This is a genomic window from Variovorax sp. GW821-FHT10B04, from assembly GCF_059415645.1.
Window position 1 is genome coordinate 624800 of record NZ_JBWKNQ010000001.1, and the last position, 16407, is coordinate 641206.

15 protein-coding genes and 1 pseudogene are annotated in these 16407 nt (G+C 69.1%); 3 read left to right on the forward strand and 13 right to left on the reverse strand.

Annotation, left to right across the window (positions count from 1 at the left end; all coding sequences use genetic code 11):
• Nucleotides 1–20: 20 nt before the first annotated feature.
• A complete protein-coding gene (gene solA, locus AC07PZ_RS02965) occupies nucleotides 21–1217 on the reverse strand; it encodes an N-methyl-L-tryptophan oxidase (RefSeq protein ID WP_495293515.1) in 1197 nt (398 codons plus the stop codon).
• On the reverse strand, nucleotides 1217–2206 hold the full coding sequence (locus tag AC07PZ_RS02970) for an aliphatic sulfonate ABC transporter substrate-binding protein (protein ID WP_495293516.1): 990 nt from the start codon (nucleotides 2204–2206) through the stop codon (nucleotides 1217–1219). Before AC07PZ_RS02970 ends, solA begins: the two co-directional genes overlap by 1 nt.
• Before the next feature lie 165 nt (nucleotides 2207–2371).
• Here AC07PZ_RS02970 and AC07PZ_RS02975 point away from each other — a divergent pair, with 165 nt between their 5' ends.
• Nucleotides 2372–2857 (forward strand): MarR family winged helix-turn-helix transcriptional regulator, encoded by a 486-nt coding sequence (locus AC07PZ_RS02975; RefSeq protein ID WP_495293517.1) that lies wholly within the window; start codon nucleotides 2372–2374, stop codon nucleotides 2855–2857.
• 20 nt (nucleotides 2858–2877) lie between these two features.
• Here AC07PZ_RS02975 and AC07PZ_RS02980 read toward each other — a convergent pair whose 3' ends face one another.
• The 10 genes and pseudogenes from AC07PZ_RS02980 to AC07PZ_RS03025 form a co-directional block, all read right to left on the reverse strand.
• Entirely contained in the window at nucleotides 2878–3240 is a 363-nt protein-coding gene (locus AC07PZ_RS02980) for a hypothetical protein (RefSeq protein WP_495293518.1), read from the reverse strand.
• Between the two features lie 158 nt (nucleotides 3241–3398).
• Complete coding sequence (locus tag AC07PZ_RS02985; protein WP_495293519.1) at nucleotides 3399–4592, reverse strand: CMD domain-containing protein; 1194 nt, start codon at nucleotides 4590–4592, stop codon at nucleotides 3399–3401.
• Nucleotides 4585–5925, reverse strand: a complete 1341-nt coding sequence (locus AC07PZ_RS02990) for an acyl-CoA thioesterase/bile acid-CoA:amino acid N-acyltransferase family protein (RefSeq protein ID WP_495293520.1) — start codon at nucleotides 5923–5925, stop codon at nucleotides 4585–4587. The genes AC07PZ_RS02985 and AC07PZ_RS02990 overlap by 8 nt, the downstream gene beginning before the upstream one ends.
• A 7-nt stretch (nucleotides 5926–5932) precedes the next feature.
• Nucleotides 5933–7498: an ABC transporter substrate-binding protein gene (locus AC07PZ_RS02995; protein ID WP_495293521.1), complete on the reverse strand. Its 1566-nt coding sequence runs from the start codon at nucleotides 7496–7498 to the stop codon at nucleotides 5933–5935.
• A gap of 54 nt (nucleotides 7499–7552) precedes the next feature.
• Nucleotides 7553–8584 carry an ABC transporter ATP-binding protein gene (locus AC07PZ_RS03000; RefSeq protein WP_495293944.1) on the reverse strand — a complete coding sequence of 344 codons (1032 nt, stop codon included), beginning with the start codon at nucleotides 8582–8584 and terminating at the stop codon, nucleotides 7553–7555.
• 60 nt (nucleotides 8585–8644) lie between these two features.
• Nucleotides 8645–9634: pseudogene (locus AC07PZ_RS03005) on the reverse strand (ABC transporter ATP-binding protein); the annotation flags it as partial.
• Complete coding sequence (locus AC07PZ_RS03010) at nucleotides 9631–10548, reverse strand: ABC transporter permease (protein ID WP_495293522.1); 918 nt, start codon at nucleotides 10546–10548, stop codon at nucleotides 9631–9633. The pseudogene AC07PZ_RS03005 and the gene AC07PZ_RS03010, both read right to left, overlap by 4 nt.
• Nucleotides 10545–11519 (reverse strand): ABC transporter permease, encoded by a 975-nt coding sequence (locus AC07PZ_RS03015; protein ID WP_495293523.1) that lies wholly within the window; start codon nucleotides 11517–11519, stop codon nucleotides 10545–10547. The genes AC07PZ_RS03010 and AC07PZ_RS03015 overlap by 4 nt, the downstream gene beginning before the upstream one ends.
• Complete coding sequence (locus AC07PZ_RS03020; RefSeq protein WP_495293524.1) at nucleotides 11516–13042, reverse strand: SidA/IucD/PvdA family monooxygenase; 1527 nt, start codon at nucleotides 13040–13042, stop codon at nucleotides 11516–11518. The genes AC07PZ_RS03015 and AC07PZ_RS03020 overlap by 4 nt, the downstream gene beginning before the upstream one ends.
• The gene (locus AC07PZ_RS03025) at nucleotides 13039–14040 is read right to left on the reverse strand and encodes a LysR family transcriptional regulator (RefSeq protein WP_495293525.1); all 1002 of its coding nucleotides are present in this window, start codon (nucleotides 14038–14040) and stop codon (nucleotides 13039–13041) included. Before AC07PZ_RS03025 ends, AC07PZ_RS03020 begins: the two co-directional genes overlap by 4 nt.
• 237 nt (nucleotides 14041–14277) lie before the next feature.
• Between AC07PZ_RS03025 and AC07PZ_RS03030 the strand changes: the two genes are divergently transcribed.
• Entirely contained in the window at nucleotides 14278–14724 is a 447-nt protein-coding gene (locus AC07PZ_RS03030) for a GNAT family N-acetyltransferase (RefSeq protein WP_495293526.1), read from the forward strand.
• Nucleotides 14725–14929: 205 nt separating this feature from the next.
• Nucleotides 14930–15157: a hypothetical protein gene (locus AC07PZ_RS03035; protein WP_495293527.1), complete on the forward strand. Its 228-nt coding sequence runs from the start codon at nucleotides 14930–14932 to the stop codon at nucleotides 15155–15157.
• 263 nt (nucleotides 15158–15420) lie between these two features.
• On the opposite strand, the gene AC07PZ_RS03040 is transcribed toward AC07PZ_RS03035, so the two are convergent.
• Complete coding sequence (locus AC07PZ_RS03040; RefSeq protein ID WP_495293528.1) at nucleotides 15421–16311, reverse strand: AraC family transcriptional regulator; 891 nt, start codon at nucleotides 16309–16311, stop codon at nucleotides 15421–15423.
• Nucleotides 16312–16407 lie beyond the last annotated feature (96 nt).

Sequence of the window (16407 nt, forward strand, 5' to 3'; positions counted from 1 at the left end):
CCCCGCGCTCCCCAGCGCGACTACCCCGGCCGTACGCGCCGGAAGGCCGCAAGATCGGCACAGCCCGCGCGACCCAGCAGCTGCGCGGCGAGCGCTTCGCCCAATCCGGCCGAATGCTTGAAGCCATGGCCCGAGCACGCCGAGGCGATCCAGACGCTGGGCGCATCGGGCAGCGTGTCGACGACGAAATGCCGATCGGGCGTGACCGTGTACATGCAGGCCCGCGTCTGCAGCGCACGCGGCACGACCTGCGGGAAGCGTCCCGCCACGCGGCTGGCGTACATGGCGGCGGCTTCTTCGTCGGCCACCTCGCGCACCAGCGCGTCGGCGGTGGTCGTGGCCGCGTACTGTTCCGTCGCGACCTTGAGTGCCGGCCGCGCCGGGTCGGCCGAAGGAAAGCCGTACATGTAGTCCTCCTGCGCGTCGCCGTACATCCAGATGAAGATCGGCAGCCGGCCGGGCGCGAAGTCCGCGGCCGCACCGGGTGCGTCGAACCAGTACATCACCTGCCGATAGACCTCGAAGTCGGACTGCCAGGCCGCGCGGGCCGGCGCACCGAGAAAGTCCGGCAGCCACGGGCCGGCAGCGACCACCACCTGCGCGGCGCCGTAGCGCGCCGCGTCGGTTCGCACGACGACATCGCCGCCGTTCGCCGGGTCGTCGACCGCCTCGACACGTTCACCGACGTGCACTTCGGCGCCGAGCGCACGCGCCACGTCGAGCTGCGCCGCGATGGCTTCTTCCGGCCGCACGAAGCCGGCCTCGGGCTCGAAGTAGCCGATCTCGTCGCCCTGCAACGCGAATTGCGGATAGCGCGCGCGAATGCTGGCGGCATCGAGCACCTCGTGCCGGATGCCGAAGCGCTCGGCGCAGGCGATGGTCCGGCGCAGGAAGTCGGGCTTGCCGTGGTGGTTGGCGGCGCTGTCGCGCGGGGCCAGCACGAGACCGCCGGTCTGCGTCAGCAGCGTGCGGCCGGTGCGCGACTCGAGCTCCCGCCAGATCGCGTGCGAGCGCTGGACCAGCGGCACGTAGCTGTCGCCCTCGCCGATGGCCAGCCGCGTGATGCGCGACTCGCCGTGCGACGAGCCGCGGTCGTGCGGCGGCGCGAAGCGATCGATGCCGAGCACCCGCGCGCCGCGCAGCGCGAGCTGGCAGAGCGTCGCCGCACCGACCGCGCCGAGGCCGACGACGATCGCGTCATAGCGCGCGTGCGCCATCAGGCCAGGCCGAGATCGAGCGGAAGGAAGGCGTCCTTGACCTCGATCGGCCTGGGTATCAGCTTGAGCTGCGCGAAGACGTCGGCCAGGCCCTGCTGCTCGCGCGCGATCTCGGGCGTGAGCGCCACCACGCCGTACTGGCGACGCTCGGTCGCCAGGGCCAGCACCTTGGGCTCCACCTTGAGTTGCGGCGACAGCAGCGCCACGACGTCCTTGGGATTGCCTTGCGCCCACTGGTTGGTTTTCTTCAGCTCGCCGAACACCGCGCGCAGCGTCGCCTGGTTGGCTTGCGCATAGTTGGCCTGCGCGAAGTGGTAGGTGCGGTTGCCGCTCAGGCCGGTGCCGTCGAACAGCAGGCGCGAGTCGGTGGCGAGTTGCGCGCCCGCCAGGAACGGGTCCCACAGGCCGAGCGCCGCCACGCTGCCGGACTGATAGGCCGCGACGCTGTCGGACGCGGTCAGGATGTAGACCGGGTCGATGTCTTCATAGCGCAGCCCGGCGCCCTGCAGCGCCTTGATGAGCACGTACTGGGTGTTGTAGCCACGGCCCGTGACCACCTTTTTGCCCTGCAGATCGCGCACGCTGCGGATGGGCGAGTCCTTCGGCACGAGAAAGCCGACGCCGCCGGGATACGGACTCTCGGCCGCGAGATAGACCAGGCCCTTGCCGCTGGCCTGCTGGAACACGCCGACCCCGTCGGACGCATGGCCGAAGTCGATGGCGCCGGCCGAGAGCGCTTCCGACAGCTGGCTGCCGCCGAGGAACTCGTGCCATTCCACCGTGACGCCGGCGGGCGCGAGTGCCTTCTCGAGCGCGCCCGTGCCCTTCAGGATGTTGAGCGTGTTGAACTTCTGATAACCGATGCGCAGTGTCCGCGACGGTGCCGACACCTGCGACCACGAAGGCACGGCGATGGCGGCAGCGAATGCGCCCGCACCCGCTTGAAGAAGGGTGCGGCGGCGGATGGAGGGAGTGGTTTTCAGGGACATCGACGGTGCCGTAGGCGTGTGGAGAGAAGCGCACAAGCGTATGGCGCACCGGTCCGGCTGACCACGAAGCATTCGTCATGTGCTCATGCGCAAACTGGCTATCCGCGGATGGGATCCGAATGGTCGCCAGCGTGTAACCTGCACCTCCCAACCAGAGGTGTACGGATGACCGCAGGCAATGTGCATGCAGCGCATATCAAGAAGTCCTTGCCGGAGCTGCATCGCTCGCTGATCGACATCGTCAGCGTGATGAACCGGCCCGAGCGCGATGCAGAAATGCTGGACCTGGCGGGACTGACGCTCGAGCGGGCGCTGTTCCCGCTGCTCGTGCTGATCGAACGGCTCGGGCCGATCGGCGTGGTCGATCTTGCGGGCCGTGTCGGCCGCGACCACACCACGGTCAGCCGGCAGGTCGCCCGGCTCGAGGAACTGGGCCTGGTCGACCGCCGCGCGGGCCAGACCGACCGCCGGATGCGTGAAGCGGTCGTCACCGCGCAGGGCAAGATGGCGACCGATGCGGTCGACGACGCCCGCGAGCGCCTCGCCCTCGCCCATTTCCAGCAGTGGCGCAAGGATGATTTCGACCAGCTGGTCCGGCTGATGCGCATGCTTGCCGACGGGATGAACGAAGCCGGCCTCACGCGCCCCTGACGAGCCGGCGCCCGGTCAGATCAGGTCTGGCTGCGTTCGGCGAGCAGCCTCTTGGCCTGGATCAGCGCGGTGGCCAGATTGGCGATGAAGCCGATGCAGACCCAGCCGCACACCCCCAGTGCGATGGCGATCAGATCCGCTTCGGCCTGCTCCGCAAAGCCCATCGCCACCTGGGTCGCCAGCCAGACGACCGCCCATCGCCGGAGGTAGATGCCGAGATGCGCATCGAGCCACCGGGCATTGCGGCGAAGCGTGTACCGGAAGGCCGATGCACTGCGCGGCGGAAGCGGTTCGAGGTAGGAGTACGGCAGCCAGAATCGCCGCCAGACGGACGGCTGATCGTCCTGGTGCGGAACATCCTGCTCTGGGCCCGGTAGCGACATGGTGGCTCCTCGTCTGGAAGCACCGAAGGCCGCGCGAGAGTACGGCCTTCGGCTTCGCATTGACAACAGGAGCCTGCCACTCCGCTGGCGCCGAGGTGTCCGCGCGGCGATGCAAGGCGCGTAGGAAATCGCCGCAGCCGAGGCCGACCGCAGGCGGTTCAGCCGCGCGCAGGAAACACCGGCTCGCCCAGATTGAGCATCAGCCGGTTGGCCCACGCGAAGATCGCGACCGCGTGCAAGGCGTCGAGGACTTCCAGGTTCGTGAGGCCTGCGGCTCGCGCAGCGCGAAGCTTTGCCTCGTCGAAGCCTGCCGGGTCGCGCGTGAGGGCGATCGACAGCTGCACGATGGCGCGCTCGCGCGCCGTGGTGCCGGCGGTGTACGGATCGGAGAAGACCTGGGCGATCACGTCGTTGCGGCGCGCGAGCTGCTCGAAGCGCTGCGCATGCACCGACGCGCAGTACACGCAGCCGTTGATGCGCGACACGACCGCGCTCGCCAGCTCGCGCTCGGCGCGCGACAGGCCGCCGGGCGCGTACATGATCGCGTTGAACACGGTCGCGCGCTCTTCCAGGATGCGCGGCTGCTGCACCAACAGCAGGTAGTAGTCGGAACTGCGCGCCTTCGGGTGGCTGGTGTCGAGCACGCGCATCTGTTCGGGCGAGGCCTGCGCGAGGTCCAGCGTCGGCAGCCAGGCCTTCCAGCCCAGCGTTTCGCTGGTGTAGCCGTTGATGCGCAGCGGCTCGCCGGGCGGTGGCAGGTTGGCCGGATGCACGAAGGGTGCAGCGTCGGCGGCGATGACGGCCGGCGCGGCGCCATCGCCATTGACGGCATCGACCGCATCGAGTGCGGCCAGCGCGCCCAGCCCCGCCACCACGCGCACCTGGTAAGCCACGAAGGCGATCAGCTGCGCCAGCGCCACGACTTCGGGCGTCGACAGGCCGGCGGCCGGGAGCGTCAGCAACGCACCGCGGTCGCCGTCCACCGGGCTGTCGGTCAACGTGCGAGTGAAGGCCAGGATCGCCTGCAGGCGCGGATCGTCGCCGAGCGATTCGATCGCGGCGCCGTCGGCGGCGGACTGCTGTGCCACGCTCAACGGCGCCAGCGCATCGAGCCGCGCGCGATAGTGCGCCTGCAAGGCGACGCTGCCCGTGCTGCGCGCGATGGCATGCGCGACCAGCAGGCGCTCGGCCAGCGGCGGCGCCGGAAGCGCGGGGTCGAACAAGGCGTCATGGCTGCCCTGCGTGGCGGCCACCACCTTGTCGCGCTGATGGCGCACGGCATGCACGGTGCCGCCTTCGGCCAGCGGCACGGAGGCGTCGACGAGGTCGGCGGAAAGAGTCGGTTCAGTCACTGTCTTTGTCTCCAGAAGATGCGGTGCGGGCGGCCACGGCCCGCTGCAGGAAGCGCAGCACGCCGTGCCAGGACGCCTCGTCCGCGTGGGCGTTGTTCGCGGGCGTGCCGCCCGAGGTGCTGCGGCGCCCCGACACCGGGTGCGCATAGCCGAGCTGCGTGGTCGGCACATAGGGGAACAGGATCGAATGGCCGGCGCCCTCGAAGTCCAGGTGCTCGACGGCATGCGGATGGTCGAACTGCGCGAGGCGCTCGGTCACCATGCGGCTGTAGAGGCTCGACGGCCAGGAGCCGTCGTCGGTGGCCGACAGCAGCATCACCGGGCCGCGGATGCGCTCGACGCGAATGCGTGCGCGCTCGACGGCTTCCGGGTCCTGCAGGGCGGTCAGCAATGCGGCGGCATGGCGGCGCGGCTCCGGGCCTTCGTCCCAGGGTGCCCAGGTCGCGGTGCGGTTGTTCTCCCACACGTGCGTGAGCGGCTGGCCGCGGAAGATCCAGGCCGGACCTTCGCGGCCAAGCGCCGGGTCGCAGGCGTTCTGCGCGCAGTGCACCACCGCGCCGGGCACGTAGCCGATCACCGCCGACACCGACTCGGGGAACAGCGTGCCCAGCAGCAGCACCAGTTCACCGCCGCGCGACTGGCCGCTCAGCGCGACGAAGCCATGCAGCGGCTTCACCGTGCGATGCAGCCAGGCGAGCGCCGTCTCGAAGTACTCGAGCTTCGTGGCCGAGATGTAGTCCGACAGGCCCGGCGCCTTGAAGTACGCCAGCGCGAAGGCCGCGTAGCCGTGCGATGCATACAGGGCGGCACGCGGCTCGTTGATGCCGCCACCGGAGCCGTTGAGGATCAACACCGCCGGATGCGGCCCGGGCCCGGCCGGCAGGTAGAGCGTGCCGACCAGGCCTTCATCGCGCACCTCGCGGCGCGTGACGCCCTCGCCGGCCAGGCGCTGGACGAAGCCGCCGTGGATCTCGGTCAGGTCAGGCGCGCCGACGCCGTCCGCATGACGGCTCCGGCGCAGCGTGATGTCGGTGCGCAGCGCGGCGCCCGGTTCGGCGCCGAACTGTTCGCGCGCACCCGCCGTGTCGGGCACCTGCGACCAGACCAGGCCCATGGCCGACACGCCTTCGTAGCTGCCGGCGGCCGGCGCGTCGCGCGTCAGGTCGACCGTGCCCTGCGCATCGGCAATGAAGCGCGCCGACGCGCGCCAGGGCACGCCCGGCCCGCGCAGCGTGCAGCTCGCGATCTCGATCTGCTCGCCCGGCGCCAGGCCGTCGACCGCGATGCGCCGCGGCACGTCGATCAGCGCGTCGGCAGGCGTGATGCTCAGCATGCCGGCCTCACTTGACCTGCGTGACCTGCATCGACGTCGTGCGGTCGCTCAGCAGCGGCACGACCTTCAGGCCCTTCTTCGCGGCCCAGATGTTCTGGTAGTGGTACAGCGGGATCTGGCCCACGTCGTCGGTCACCAGCTTGGCCGCGTGGCGGAAGATCGCCTCGCGGCGCTTGGCGTCGAACTCGACGGTGGCGGCGTCCAGCGCCTTGTCGACCGACTCGTTGCTGTAGCCGCCCCAGTTGTTGGAACCACGGCCGCGCTTGGCGTCTGGCGTGGCCAGCGTCTGCAGCAGACCGTAGCCGGCCTCGCCCGTGCCGTTGCCCCAGGCGATCACGCTCACCGCGTACTCGTTCTTGGTCGCGCGGCTCGAATACACCGACCACGGCACCACCTCGACCTTGGTCTTCACGCCGATGCGGCTCCAGAACTGCGCCACGGCCTGAACCGTCTCGGGCGCCTGCGGATAGCGGTCGCCCGGCACATGGATCGAGATCTGGAAGCCCTGCGGAAAGCCGGCCTCGGCCAGCAGCTTCTTCGCCTGCTCGGCGCTGTAGGCGATGTCCTTGACGTCGGGGTTGTAGCCGAAGCTGCCCTTGGGCATCCACTGGTTAGCCTCGGTCACCGTGCCCTGCAGGATGCGGTCGACGATCGCCTTGCGGTTGATGGCCAGCGACAGCGCCTGGCGCACCCGCACGTCGAGCAGCGGGTTCTTGTCGAGCGGCTTGCCCGCGTTGTCGGTGATGAATTCATTGGGGCCGGCCTTGAAGGTCGGTTGCAGCAGCAGCACGCGCAGGCCGGGGTACGTGTAGACGCTGACCTTCGGGTCCTTGCGCAGCTTCTCGACGTCGGTCACCGCGACCTTGTCGATCACGTCCACGTCGCCGGCCAGCAGCGCGGCGGTGCGGGCCGCGCCGTTGTTGATGAAGCGGTAGTTGACCTTCTCCCACAGCGGCTTCGGCCCGTAGTAGCCGGGGTTGCGCTCGAACACCGTGCGGTCGCCCGGCACGTACGAGACGAACTTGTACGGCCCGGTGCCGACCACCGCGCGGCCGGCGTTGTAGTCCTCGGTCTTCGACTTCTCGCCCACGTGCCTGCTCACGATGTAGATCGACGCGATGTCCAGCGGCAGCATCGGATTGGGCGTGTTGGTCTTGATGATCAGCGTGGCCGGATCCCTGGCTGTGGCCGACTCGACCGTGCGCAGCGCGCCCGAATACGAGGCCACGCTGCCCGGCACGCTGCGCGCGCGCTGGAACGAGAAGACCACGTCGTCGGCGGTGAACGGCGTGCCGTCCTGCCACTTGATGTCGGTGCGCAGCTTGAATTCCCAGGTCTTGTCGTCCAGCGTCTTCCAGCTCGCGGCCAAGCCGGGCTCGAGCTTGCCGCCGTCGCGCGAGTTGACGACCGAATCCCAGAAGTGCAGCGCGAGCGAGCGATCGCCCGCATGGTTGTTGAGCTCGGGGTCGACCGACGAGATCGGGTCGGCGAAGCCGATGGAAAGCGTCTGGGCCGTGGCCGCGACGCCGGTGGCGAGCAGCGCGGCGGCAACGATGGGGAGCAGGCGGTTCATGAGGAATCCTTTCGGGGAAAACGGTGAATTCGGTGAATCGATGGACGGGAGAAATCAGCTTGGCGCGGTGTCGTACAGGTGGCAGGCCGTGGCATGCCTGACCGCGATGCCGCGCAGCCGCGGCACCTCGGTGCTGCAGCGCGGCATCGCGCGCGGACATCGCGGATGGAAGTGGCAGCCCGACGGCGGTGCGATCGGGCTCGGTATCTCGCCGCGGATCGCGCTGAAGCTGGTGCGCCGCGCGTCGATGCGCGGAATCTCGGCCAGCAGCGCCTGCGTGTACGGATGGCTCGGCCGCGCGAACAGCTCGGCCACCGGCGCGCTTTCGACCACGCGGCCGAGGTACATCACGACCACGCGGTCGCACAGGTGTTCGATCACGCCGAGGTCGTGGCTGATGAACAGATAGGCCAGGCCGAGCTGGTCGCGCAGGTCCATGAACAGGTTGAGGATCTGCGCCTGGATCGACACGTCGAGCGCGGCCACCGCCTCGTCGCTGACCAGCATCGACGGCTGCACCGCCAGCGCCCGCGCGATGCCGATGCGCTGGCGCTGGCCACCGCTGAACTGGTGCGGATAGCGGTGCCGCAGCGCGGGGTCGAGCCCGGCGCGCTGCAACTGGGCGCACACGTAGTCGTCCAGCCCGGCCGCATCGGTCAGCCCGTGCAGCAGCGCGGCCTCGCCCACGATGCGCGAGACGCGCAGGCGCGGGTTCAGGCTCGCATACGGGTCCTGGAACACCATCTGGATGCGCAGCCGCGCGGCGAGCTGTTCGGCCGGCGACAGGCTCGCCACCGGCTTGCCGCCGACGATCACCTCGCCCTCGGTCGGCGTCAGCAGGCCGGCGGCGATGCGGCCCAGCGTCGACTTGCCGCAGCCCGACTCGCCGACCAGGCCGACCACCTCCCCGGGCCGCACCGACAGGTCGACGCCGTCGACCGCGTGCGTGACCACCGGCGGCTTGTTGAGGCCGACGCTGCGCAGCGCGCGGCCCACCGCCCCGGGCGCTGGCACGGCACCGAAGCGCTGCGCGACCTGGCGCAGCTCGATCAGCGGAACGGCCTGCGCATCGGCGGGCGCGCGCACGGCCGCAGGCGACGCGACCGGCACGGCAGCCACCGGCTGAGCGGCAACCACGTGGCGCTGCGGATGGAAGCAGCGCACCTCGTGCCAGGGCGCATCGGGCCGCGGGCGCGACAGCCCGGGCCGCTGTTCGCAGGCCGCATCCGCGTGCGGGCAGCGCGGCGCGAAAGCGCAGCCGGCCGGCATGTTCAGCAGGCTCGGCGTCATGCCCTGGATCTGGCGCAGCCGCGCCCCGCGTGCATTGGCGCTCGGCAGGCTGTCGATCAGCCCGCGCGTGTACGGATGCTGCGGATGGTCGAGCACGTCGGCCACCGTGCCGTGTTCGACGATGCGGCCGGCATACATCACCGCGATCTCGTCGGCCAGGCTCGCGACCACCGAGAGGTCGTGGCTGATCCAGATCAGCGAGGTGCCGGTCTCGCGCACCAGCTTCTGCACTTCCGAGAGGATCTGCGCCTGGATCGTCACGTCCAGCGCGGTGGTCGGCTCGTCGGCAATGATCAGGTCGGGCCCGTGCAGCAGCGCGATGGCGATCGCCACGCGCTGGCGCATGCCGCCCGACAGCTGGTGCGGGTAGGCGCGCAGCCGTTCCTCCGGGCTCGGGATGCCCATCAGCACCAGCGTGTCGCGCGCATGGCGGCGCGCCTCGTCGGTCGACACGCGCTTGTGCGCCTTCACCGCCTCGATCATCTGGGTGTCGACCCGCAACACCGGGTTGAGCGTGGCCATCGGATCCTGGAAGATCATCGCGATCCGGTTGCCCTGCAGCTCGCGCCGTTCGGTGGGCGGCAGCTGCGTGAGCTCGCGGCCCTGGAATAGCACCTGGCCGCCCTCGACCCTGCCGGGCGGATCGACCAGGCCCATGATCGAGAAGCCGGTGACCGACTTGCCCGAGCCCGACTCGCCCACCAGCCCCAGCACCTTGCCGCGGCCCAGCGTGAAGGACACGCCGTCGACCACCGGCAGCACGCCGGCGCGCGTGTGGAAGCGCGTCTGCAGGTTGCGGACTTCGAGCGTCGGCACGTCGAGCTGTTGCACGGGAACGGCGCTCATTTCTGCAACCTCGGATTCAGGACGTCGCGCAACTGGTCGCCGACCAGGTTGATCGCCACGATGGCGGCCAGCAGGGCGACGCCGGGGAAGAAGCTGATCCAGTATTCGTTGGACAGCAGGTACTGGTAGCCGTTGGAGATCAGCAGCCCGAGCGAGGGCTCGGTGATCGGCACGCCCAGCCCCAGGAAGGACAGCGTCGCCTCCAGCGTGATGGCACGCGCGATCTGCAGCGCGCCGATGACCAGCAGCGGCGGCAGGCAATTCGGCAGGATGTGGCCGGTGACGATGCGCCAGCGCGGAATCCCCTGCCCTTGCGCCGCTTCGACGTACTCGCGCCGCGCCTCGACCAGCGCCTGGCCGCGCGCCGTGCGTGCGTAGTAGGCCCATTCGAGCAGCACCAGCGTGAGCATCACGTTGCCGACGCCCTTGCCGACGTAGGCCAGGATCATCAGCGCCATCAGGATGGTCGGGAAGGACAGCAGCAGGTCGACCAGCCGCATCAGCAGCGCGTCGACCTTGCCACCCGCATAGGCCGCGACCAGGCCGACCAGTGTGCCGACGACCGCCGCGATCAGCGCCGAGCCCACGCCCACCGTCAGGCTGATGCGCAGCCCGTAGACGATGGCCGAGTACAGGTCACGGCCCTGCCCGTCGGTGCCGAGCCAGTAGGTGTAGCCGCCCTCGCCGCTGTGCGAGCCCGGCGGCAGGCGCGCGTCGAGCACGTCGAGCTGCAGCAGGTCGTACGGGTTCTGCGGCGTGATCCACGGCGCGAGCAGCGCGGCCAGCACCACCAGGCCAAGCACCACCAGCCCGCCGATCGCGATGCGCGACTGCAGGAAGTCGGCCGCCACGCGCCACCAGATCGAGTGCTCGTCGTAGCTCTTGTCGCTCTTGTCGCTTTTCACCGCGCTCATTTCGATGCCTCCAGCCGCACGCGCGGGTCGAGCAGCTTGTAGAGCAGGTCGACGATCAGGTTCAGCGTCACGAAGATCACGACCACGACCATCAGGTAGGCCACCACCACCGGCCGGTCGAGCGAGTTGATGCTGTCGAGGATCAGCTTGCCGGCGCCCGGCCAGGCGAAGATCGTCTCGGTGACCACCGCATAGGCGATGGTCGCGCCCAGCTCCAGCCCCAGCACCGTGACCAGCGGGATCATGGTGTTGCGCAGCACATGCATCAGCACCACGCGCGCGGGCGACAGCCCCTTGGCACGCGCGAACTTCACGTAGTCCTGCGGCAGCACCTCGCGCACGCCGGCCCGCGTCAGCCGCAGCACCAGCGAGATCTTGAACAGCGCCAGGTTGAAGGCCGGCAGCAGCAGGTGCTGCAGCCCGTCGAGCGTGAGCCAGGACCACTGCACACCGAGGAACTCGCGCGTGGCGCCGCGCCCGCTGGCCGGCAGCCAGCCGAGCTGCACGCTGAACACCATGATCAGCATCAACGCGACCCAGAAGGCCGGCAGCGAAAAGCCGACGATGCTGGTCGCCATCAGCGCGCGCGACACCGGATGGTCTGGCTTCATGCCCGCGAACAGGCCCAGCGGCACGCCCACCACGATCGCCATCACCAGCGCGGCGAAGGCCAGCTCCATGGTGGCGGGCAGGCGCTGCAGGATCAGCCGCACGGCGTCTTCCTGGTAGACGAAGCTGCGGCCCAGGCTGCCGTGCAGCGCACCGTCGACGAAGGCCAGGTACTGGCGCCACAGCGGCTGGTCGAGGCCGAGCCGCGCGATGGCGGCGAGCCGCTCCTGCTGGTTCATGTCCTCGCCGATCAGGATGTCGATCGGGTTGCCGATGGCGTGCAGGCCGACGAAGACGATCAGCGTCATCGCGACCACCACGAGCAGCGCCTGCAGCAGCCGGCGCAGCAGCCAACCGGTCACCGCGAGACCTCGCGATCGCCGGCTTCGGCCTCGGTCTGCGCATAGGGCGGGAATTCGGCCGGCGTCCATTCGTCGCCGTCGAGCTCGGGATCGGCATAGCGCTGCATCGCCGCGAAGTGCAGCTCGGCGTCTTCGGCCAGCAGCCTGCCCGCGAGCCCGCGCGCCAGGCGCTGCGCGCCGTCGGTGATCTGCGGAATGTCGCCTGCCGCGGCGCCATGCGACAGCGATGCGGCGTAGTTGAAGCAATGGATGCGTTCCAGCCCCGGGCACGCGTCCGGCGTCTTCGGCTGGAACTCGAACAGCGCGCCGAGGTCGGGCGACTCGGCGAGCTCATCGTCCGCCATGCCGTCGGGCGCCGCGAAGCGGTCGCGCCAGACGCGCACCTGGCCGGCGAAGGCAGCGAACTCGGGACGCAGCGACCAGTCGGTGCGGAAGCCCGTGCTGAAGATCACGAAGTCGGTGGCCAGCGGCCCCTTGCCGGTGTCGAGCCGCAGCACGCCGTCGGCACGCTGGGTGGCGCCGGACACCGACGTCCCCAGATGGAAGTGCGCATTCGCATGGCGGGACACGCGCAGCGTGCTGCCGTGTGGCGGCGGCACCTGCTGGCGATTGAGGTAATTGCGCAGGCGCCACTTCCAGGCGTCCGGCAGTTGCCAGAAGCCATGGACCATGCCGGGGTTGCCCGCGCCCTTGCCCTTGTTGACACGCGGCAGGTCGGGCCGGCGGATCAGCAGGTCGGCGCGGGCGGCACCCGCTTCGAGTGCCGTGGCGGCAGCGTCCATGGCCGAGGCGCCACCGCCGATCACGGCCACGCGCCGGCCCTCGAGCTGCGCGGCGTCCCAGCGATCGGACGAGTGCGCCCAGCGGTCGCGCGGCAAGGCGTGCGCCCATTCGGGCACCCAGGCGCCGCCCAGGCCGTCGCGGCCGGTCGCGAGCACGACGTGGCGCGCCTGTACGGCGTAGCGCCTGCCGTCAGCCGTGTGGTCGAGCAGATCGAGCTGCACCACGCCGTCGGCGCGCGGCAGCACCGCGGCCACCTGCTGTTCGTTGCGCACGTCGAGTGCCAGCACGCGGCGGTACCAGCGCAGATAGTCCGCCCACTGCAGGCGCGGGATCTTGTCGAGCGCGTCCCACGCCGGCAGGCCGAACTGCGCCTCGAACCAGGCCCGGAAGGTCAGCGCCGGCAGGCCCAGCGCGGGGCCGGTGAGTTCCTTGGGCGAACGCAGCGTTTCCATGCGGGCCGTGGTGGCCCAGGGGCCTTCGAAACCGGCCGGCGAACGGTCGTAGATGCGGGCGCGCAGGCCCAGGTGCGTCAGCGTCGCGAGCAGCGCCAGGCCCGCCATGCCGCCACCGACGACGGCGACGTCCAGCAGCGCCTCGCCGTGGCCGTCGCGCACCGGCACCCAGCGTTTGGCGGGCAGGCCGAGCCAGGCCAGGTCCTGGCGCAGGCGGGCTTCGAGCGCGGGCAGTCCGGCGGGACTGGGGGCGATGGCGCCGACGGAGGGTTCCAGGGGGATGTTCATCGCGGGGTACTTTCGGAAGAGGTGTCGTCGCCGGTCGGGCTGTCGCCGCCATACACGGTCTGCAGCAGAGCCGCATGGGCGGACGGGTCGTGCCGCACGAAATGCGGCAGCGCGCTCGCCACCTCGAGCAGCGCGTCGATCAGCGCCTTCACCGGTGCCGTCACCGGCCGCGCCTGCGGCGTGACCACGCCGAAGACGAAGGGGATGTCGATGTCCAGCGGCCGCACGGCCAGCCCGTCGAGGGGCGCGCCGTAGGCGGTCAGCGGCTCCAGCACGGCCACGCCGAGCCCGGCCCGTGCCAGCGCCTGCGCGTTGACGGAGGAGTTGGTCTCGATCAGCGCGTCGCTGCGCGTCGGCCGGTGGCCGGCGCGCGCCAGCGTCTCGTCGAGCCGGCGGCGCAGGCGGAACGGATTGCTCATCGTGATGAGTCGGCGATGCGCCAGCGCCTCCAGCGGCACCACCGCGTGCGCGGCGAGCGGGTCGTCCTGCGGCAGCACCGCCACGCACGGCATCTGCCCGATCCAGTGCACATCGAGGCCGCGATGCTCCAGCGGCAGGCTGCTCGCACCAAGTTGCACCGAACCGCTGAGCACCGCGTGCACCACCTGTTCGGGCGACGCGCTGCGCAGCTGGATCGGCACGGCGCCGGCCGCGGCCTGCACGCGCTGCAACGCCTGCGGCAGCAGCCCGACCGCCAGCGCGGAGGTCGCGGCCAGCAGCAGCGGCTGGGCATGGCCGCGCGCGATCTCGGCCGCGCGCAGGTGGATCTGCTGCAGGCTGCCGAGCGCACGCGCCACGTCTTCATAGAGCAGGAATCCCTGCTCGGTCGGTGTGACGCGCGGGCCGTGGCGGGTGAACAGCGCATAGCCGATCTCGGCCTCCAGCTCCTGCACGAGGCGGGACACCGCGGGCTGCGACCGCGCCAGCAGCCGTGCCGCGCCGGTCACGCTGCCGGTCGACATGACAGCAGCAAAGGCCTCAAGCTGCCGGAGTTCCATCGTTTCGATCATCCATATTGATGATCATCAAGCATTCATCATGCCTGCGACAAATACTTCCTCTTCATAAGCTCAAGCAGGTGGTGTCTAAGGGCCTGTGGGCGGCAGCTGGCGGGCGCGACAGGATGCCGATACCGGCGCGCGGCGGGTCGCAGTCACTTCGCCCGGCCGGTCGACAGCGACAGTCGGTCGAAGAGCAGACCTCCGCGGTGCCCTCTCCGTTACGCTTCCTCCCGCATGGAAAACATCATCATTGCGGCCGCCACCCCCGAAGAACTCCGCTCCGGCGAGCTCGGCAGCCGGCTGCGCCACTACAACTACGGGTTCGTCGGCGAGTACCCCGAGCAGCAGTACATCCGGCTCAACGCCAGAGACGGCAACGGCCGATTGCTGGGCGGGCTGCGAGGCTTCGTGTTTCTCTACTGGCTCAACATTGACGTGCTGTTTGTCGAAGCCGATGTACGCGGCTCGGGCCTGGGCAGCCGTCTGCTCGCCGAAGCGGAGCGGCAGGCCATCGCACTGGGTGCCAGGAACGCGAAGCTCGATACTTTCGAGTGGCAAGCGCCCGCGTTCTATCGAAAGCACGGCTATGAGGAATACGCGCGCATCGACGACTATGCGGCCGGCTTCTACCTTGCTTCCATGAAGAAGTCTTTGGGGTGGAAAGAGGCTTCGCGACTCTGATTCAGCTGGCGGCCAAGCGCGGACATCAAGGCTCGTTCGTGACTCCCGCAGCCGACCGTTACATCAACGTCGAAGGGTGTGCGTGTTTCTTTATGCTGCGCTGAACCTGGAATTCGTCTGCCACTTTGGCGAGACGGACAATCGCCGAGATTCAATACTTCTCGCATTGAATTGCATCAATGAATAGACTGGAAATACTGAAATCATGGATTGGATCCCTGTAGTCCTCATCACGTTCAAGGTTCTCGTGCTTGGCATAGGCATGTTCTTTGCCATCAAGTGGCATTACGATCAAGGGAAGAAGGGGAAACAGAGCACCGTGCTGCGCGCGGGTGGCAAGGTGGCCGCAGTCTTCGTGCTGTCGCTCCTGGGCCTCTCGCTTTTCACCTTCGGCCTTAGCAGGATTCTCGGTCTGAACTTGAACTTCCCGTGATGGAGAAAATAGTTGGCCAATGTCCAATGATTCGGCCGTAATTCGCCGATTCGGCTATTGGGCAGTATCGACTGGCAGCTCAAAGCTCTCTCCGGCAAATAGCATCGGCGCCACCGACGGCAGGTGTTGCAGGCCACTTTTGCGCGAGGCATTCGAGAAGCCACCTGGGCCTGCGCATCTCCGCCCCTCGATTCCAAGTCAACGACCTGTAGAGCCTGCGGCAATTTGCGCTTGCCCACTGAAGCCGAGTTGCACTCGTTCTTCTAACCCGACGTGGTGGCCAGATCGTGCAGCGGTGGCGTGCCGAACATGCGCTTGTACTCGCGGCTGAACTGGGACGTACTCAGATAGCCGACTGCGAACGCGGCGCCGGAGACGTTCGTGCTGCCAGTCAACAGCAGCTTGCGCGCCTCCAGCAGGCGCACGTGACGCTGGAATGCGATCGGGCTGTAACCTGTGACGGCCTTGAAGTGACGGTGAAAGGAGGTAAGGCTCATCCCGACCGAATCGGCCAGCTCGGCCACGACGAACGGCTTGTCCTGGTTGAGGCACAACCAGTCCGCCGCCCGCTTGATCTGGCGCAGGCGACCGTTGCGGCGACCGATCTGGCGCAGGGTGTCGCCCATCGAACTCTGAAGCAGGCGGTAGTACAGCTCGGCTTCCAGCAGCGGCGCCAGGACAGCAATGTCTTCGGGCGTGTCGAGCAGTCCGACCAGACGGGCGAAAGCCTCTCCGAACGGCCCGGCCAGCGTTGAGGTCGCCGCGGAACAGACCCAACGGTCGTCGGCGCTGGGCATATCGAGCATGACCTGGATCAACAACCCAGTATCCAGCGCCAGGCTCATCGCGACATAGGGCGAGTCGCGGCTCGCGTCGATCAACTGGCTGACGTACGGCATGCCGAACGACGCAGCCGCGCAGGCGCCCGCCTTGAGCTCCAGGCGATGCTCCGCGATCGTCAACACCTTCGTGCCACGGAGGACGACGTAGAACATGGGTTCGAACATCGCCGGCGTGGGTGGCGTCGGGCGCAGGCTCGACCACACCTTGAGGCGCGGAATGGCCGTAGAGACGCCGGAGACACCGGGCTGCTGCGCCACGAAATGCGCCACCTGTCCAAGGATGCGATTCGCGATGCCCGAAAGTTCAGTCATGCAGCCACGATGAGTGATTGGAAGAATCGGGCAAGGATAAGGCACGATCAGGACTGCCGAGCCACGCTCCGCTGCCTACGATCGAATCCTTTGCAA

Bases quoted from the DNA above. Each gene is read 5' to 3' on its own strand.
- solA (WP_495293515.1), bottom strand. From the start codon at position 1,217: ATGGCGCACGCGCGCTATGACGCGATCGTCGTCGGCCTCGGCGCGGTC.
- AC07PZ_RS02970 (WP_495293516.1), bottom strand. From the start codon at position 2,206: ATGTCCCTGAAAACCACTCCCTCCATCCGCCGCCGCACCCTTCTTCAA.
- AC07PZ_RS02975 (WP_495293517.1), top strand. From the start codon at position 2,372: ATGACCGCAGGCAATGTGCATGCAGCGCATATCAAGAAGTCCTTGCCG.
- AC07PZ_RS02980 (WP_495293518.1), bottom strand. From the start codon at position 3,240: ATGTCGCTACCGGGCCCAGAGCAGGATGTTCCGCACCAGGACGATCAG.
- AC07PZ_RS02990 (WP_495293520.1), bottom strand. From the start codon at position 5,925: ATGCTGAGCATCACGCCTGCCGACGCGCTGATCGACGTGCCGCGGCGC.
- AC07PZ_RS02995 (WP_495293521.1), bottom strand. From the start codon at position 7,498: ATGAACCGCCTGCTCCCCATCGTTGCCGCCGCGCTGCTCGCCACCGGC.
- AC07PZ_RS03010 (WP_495293522.1), bottom strand. From the start codon at position 10,548: ATGAGCGCGGTGAAAAGCGACAAGAGCGACAAGAGCTACGACGAGCAC.
- AC07PZ_RS03020 (WP_495293524.1), bottom strand. From the start codon at position 13,042: ATGAACATCCCCCTGGAACCCTCCGTCGGCGCCATCGCCCCCAGTCCC.
- AC07PZ_RS03025 (WP_495293525.1), bottom strand. From the start codon at position 14,040: ATGGAACTCCGGCAGCTTGAGGCCTTTGCTGCTGTCATGTCGACCGGC.
- AC07PZ_RS03030 (WP_495293526.1), top strand. From the start codon at position 14,278: ATGGAAAACATCATCATTGCGGCCGCCACCCCCGAAGAACTCCGCTCC.
- AC07PZ_RS03035 (WP_495293527.1), top strand. From the start codon at position 14,930: ATGGATTGGATCCCTGTAGTCCTCATCACGTTCAAGGTTCTCGTGCTT.
- AC07PZ_RS03040 (WP_495293528.1), bottom strand. From the start codon at position 16,311: ATGACTGAACTTTCGGGCATCGCGAATCGCATCCTTGGACAGGTGGCG.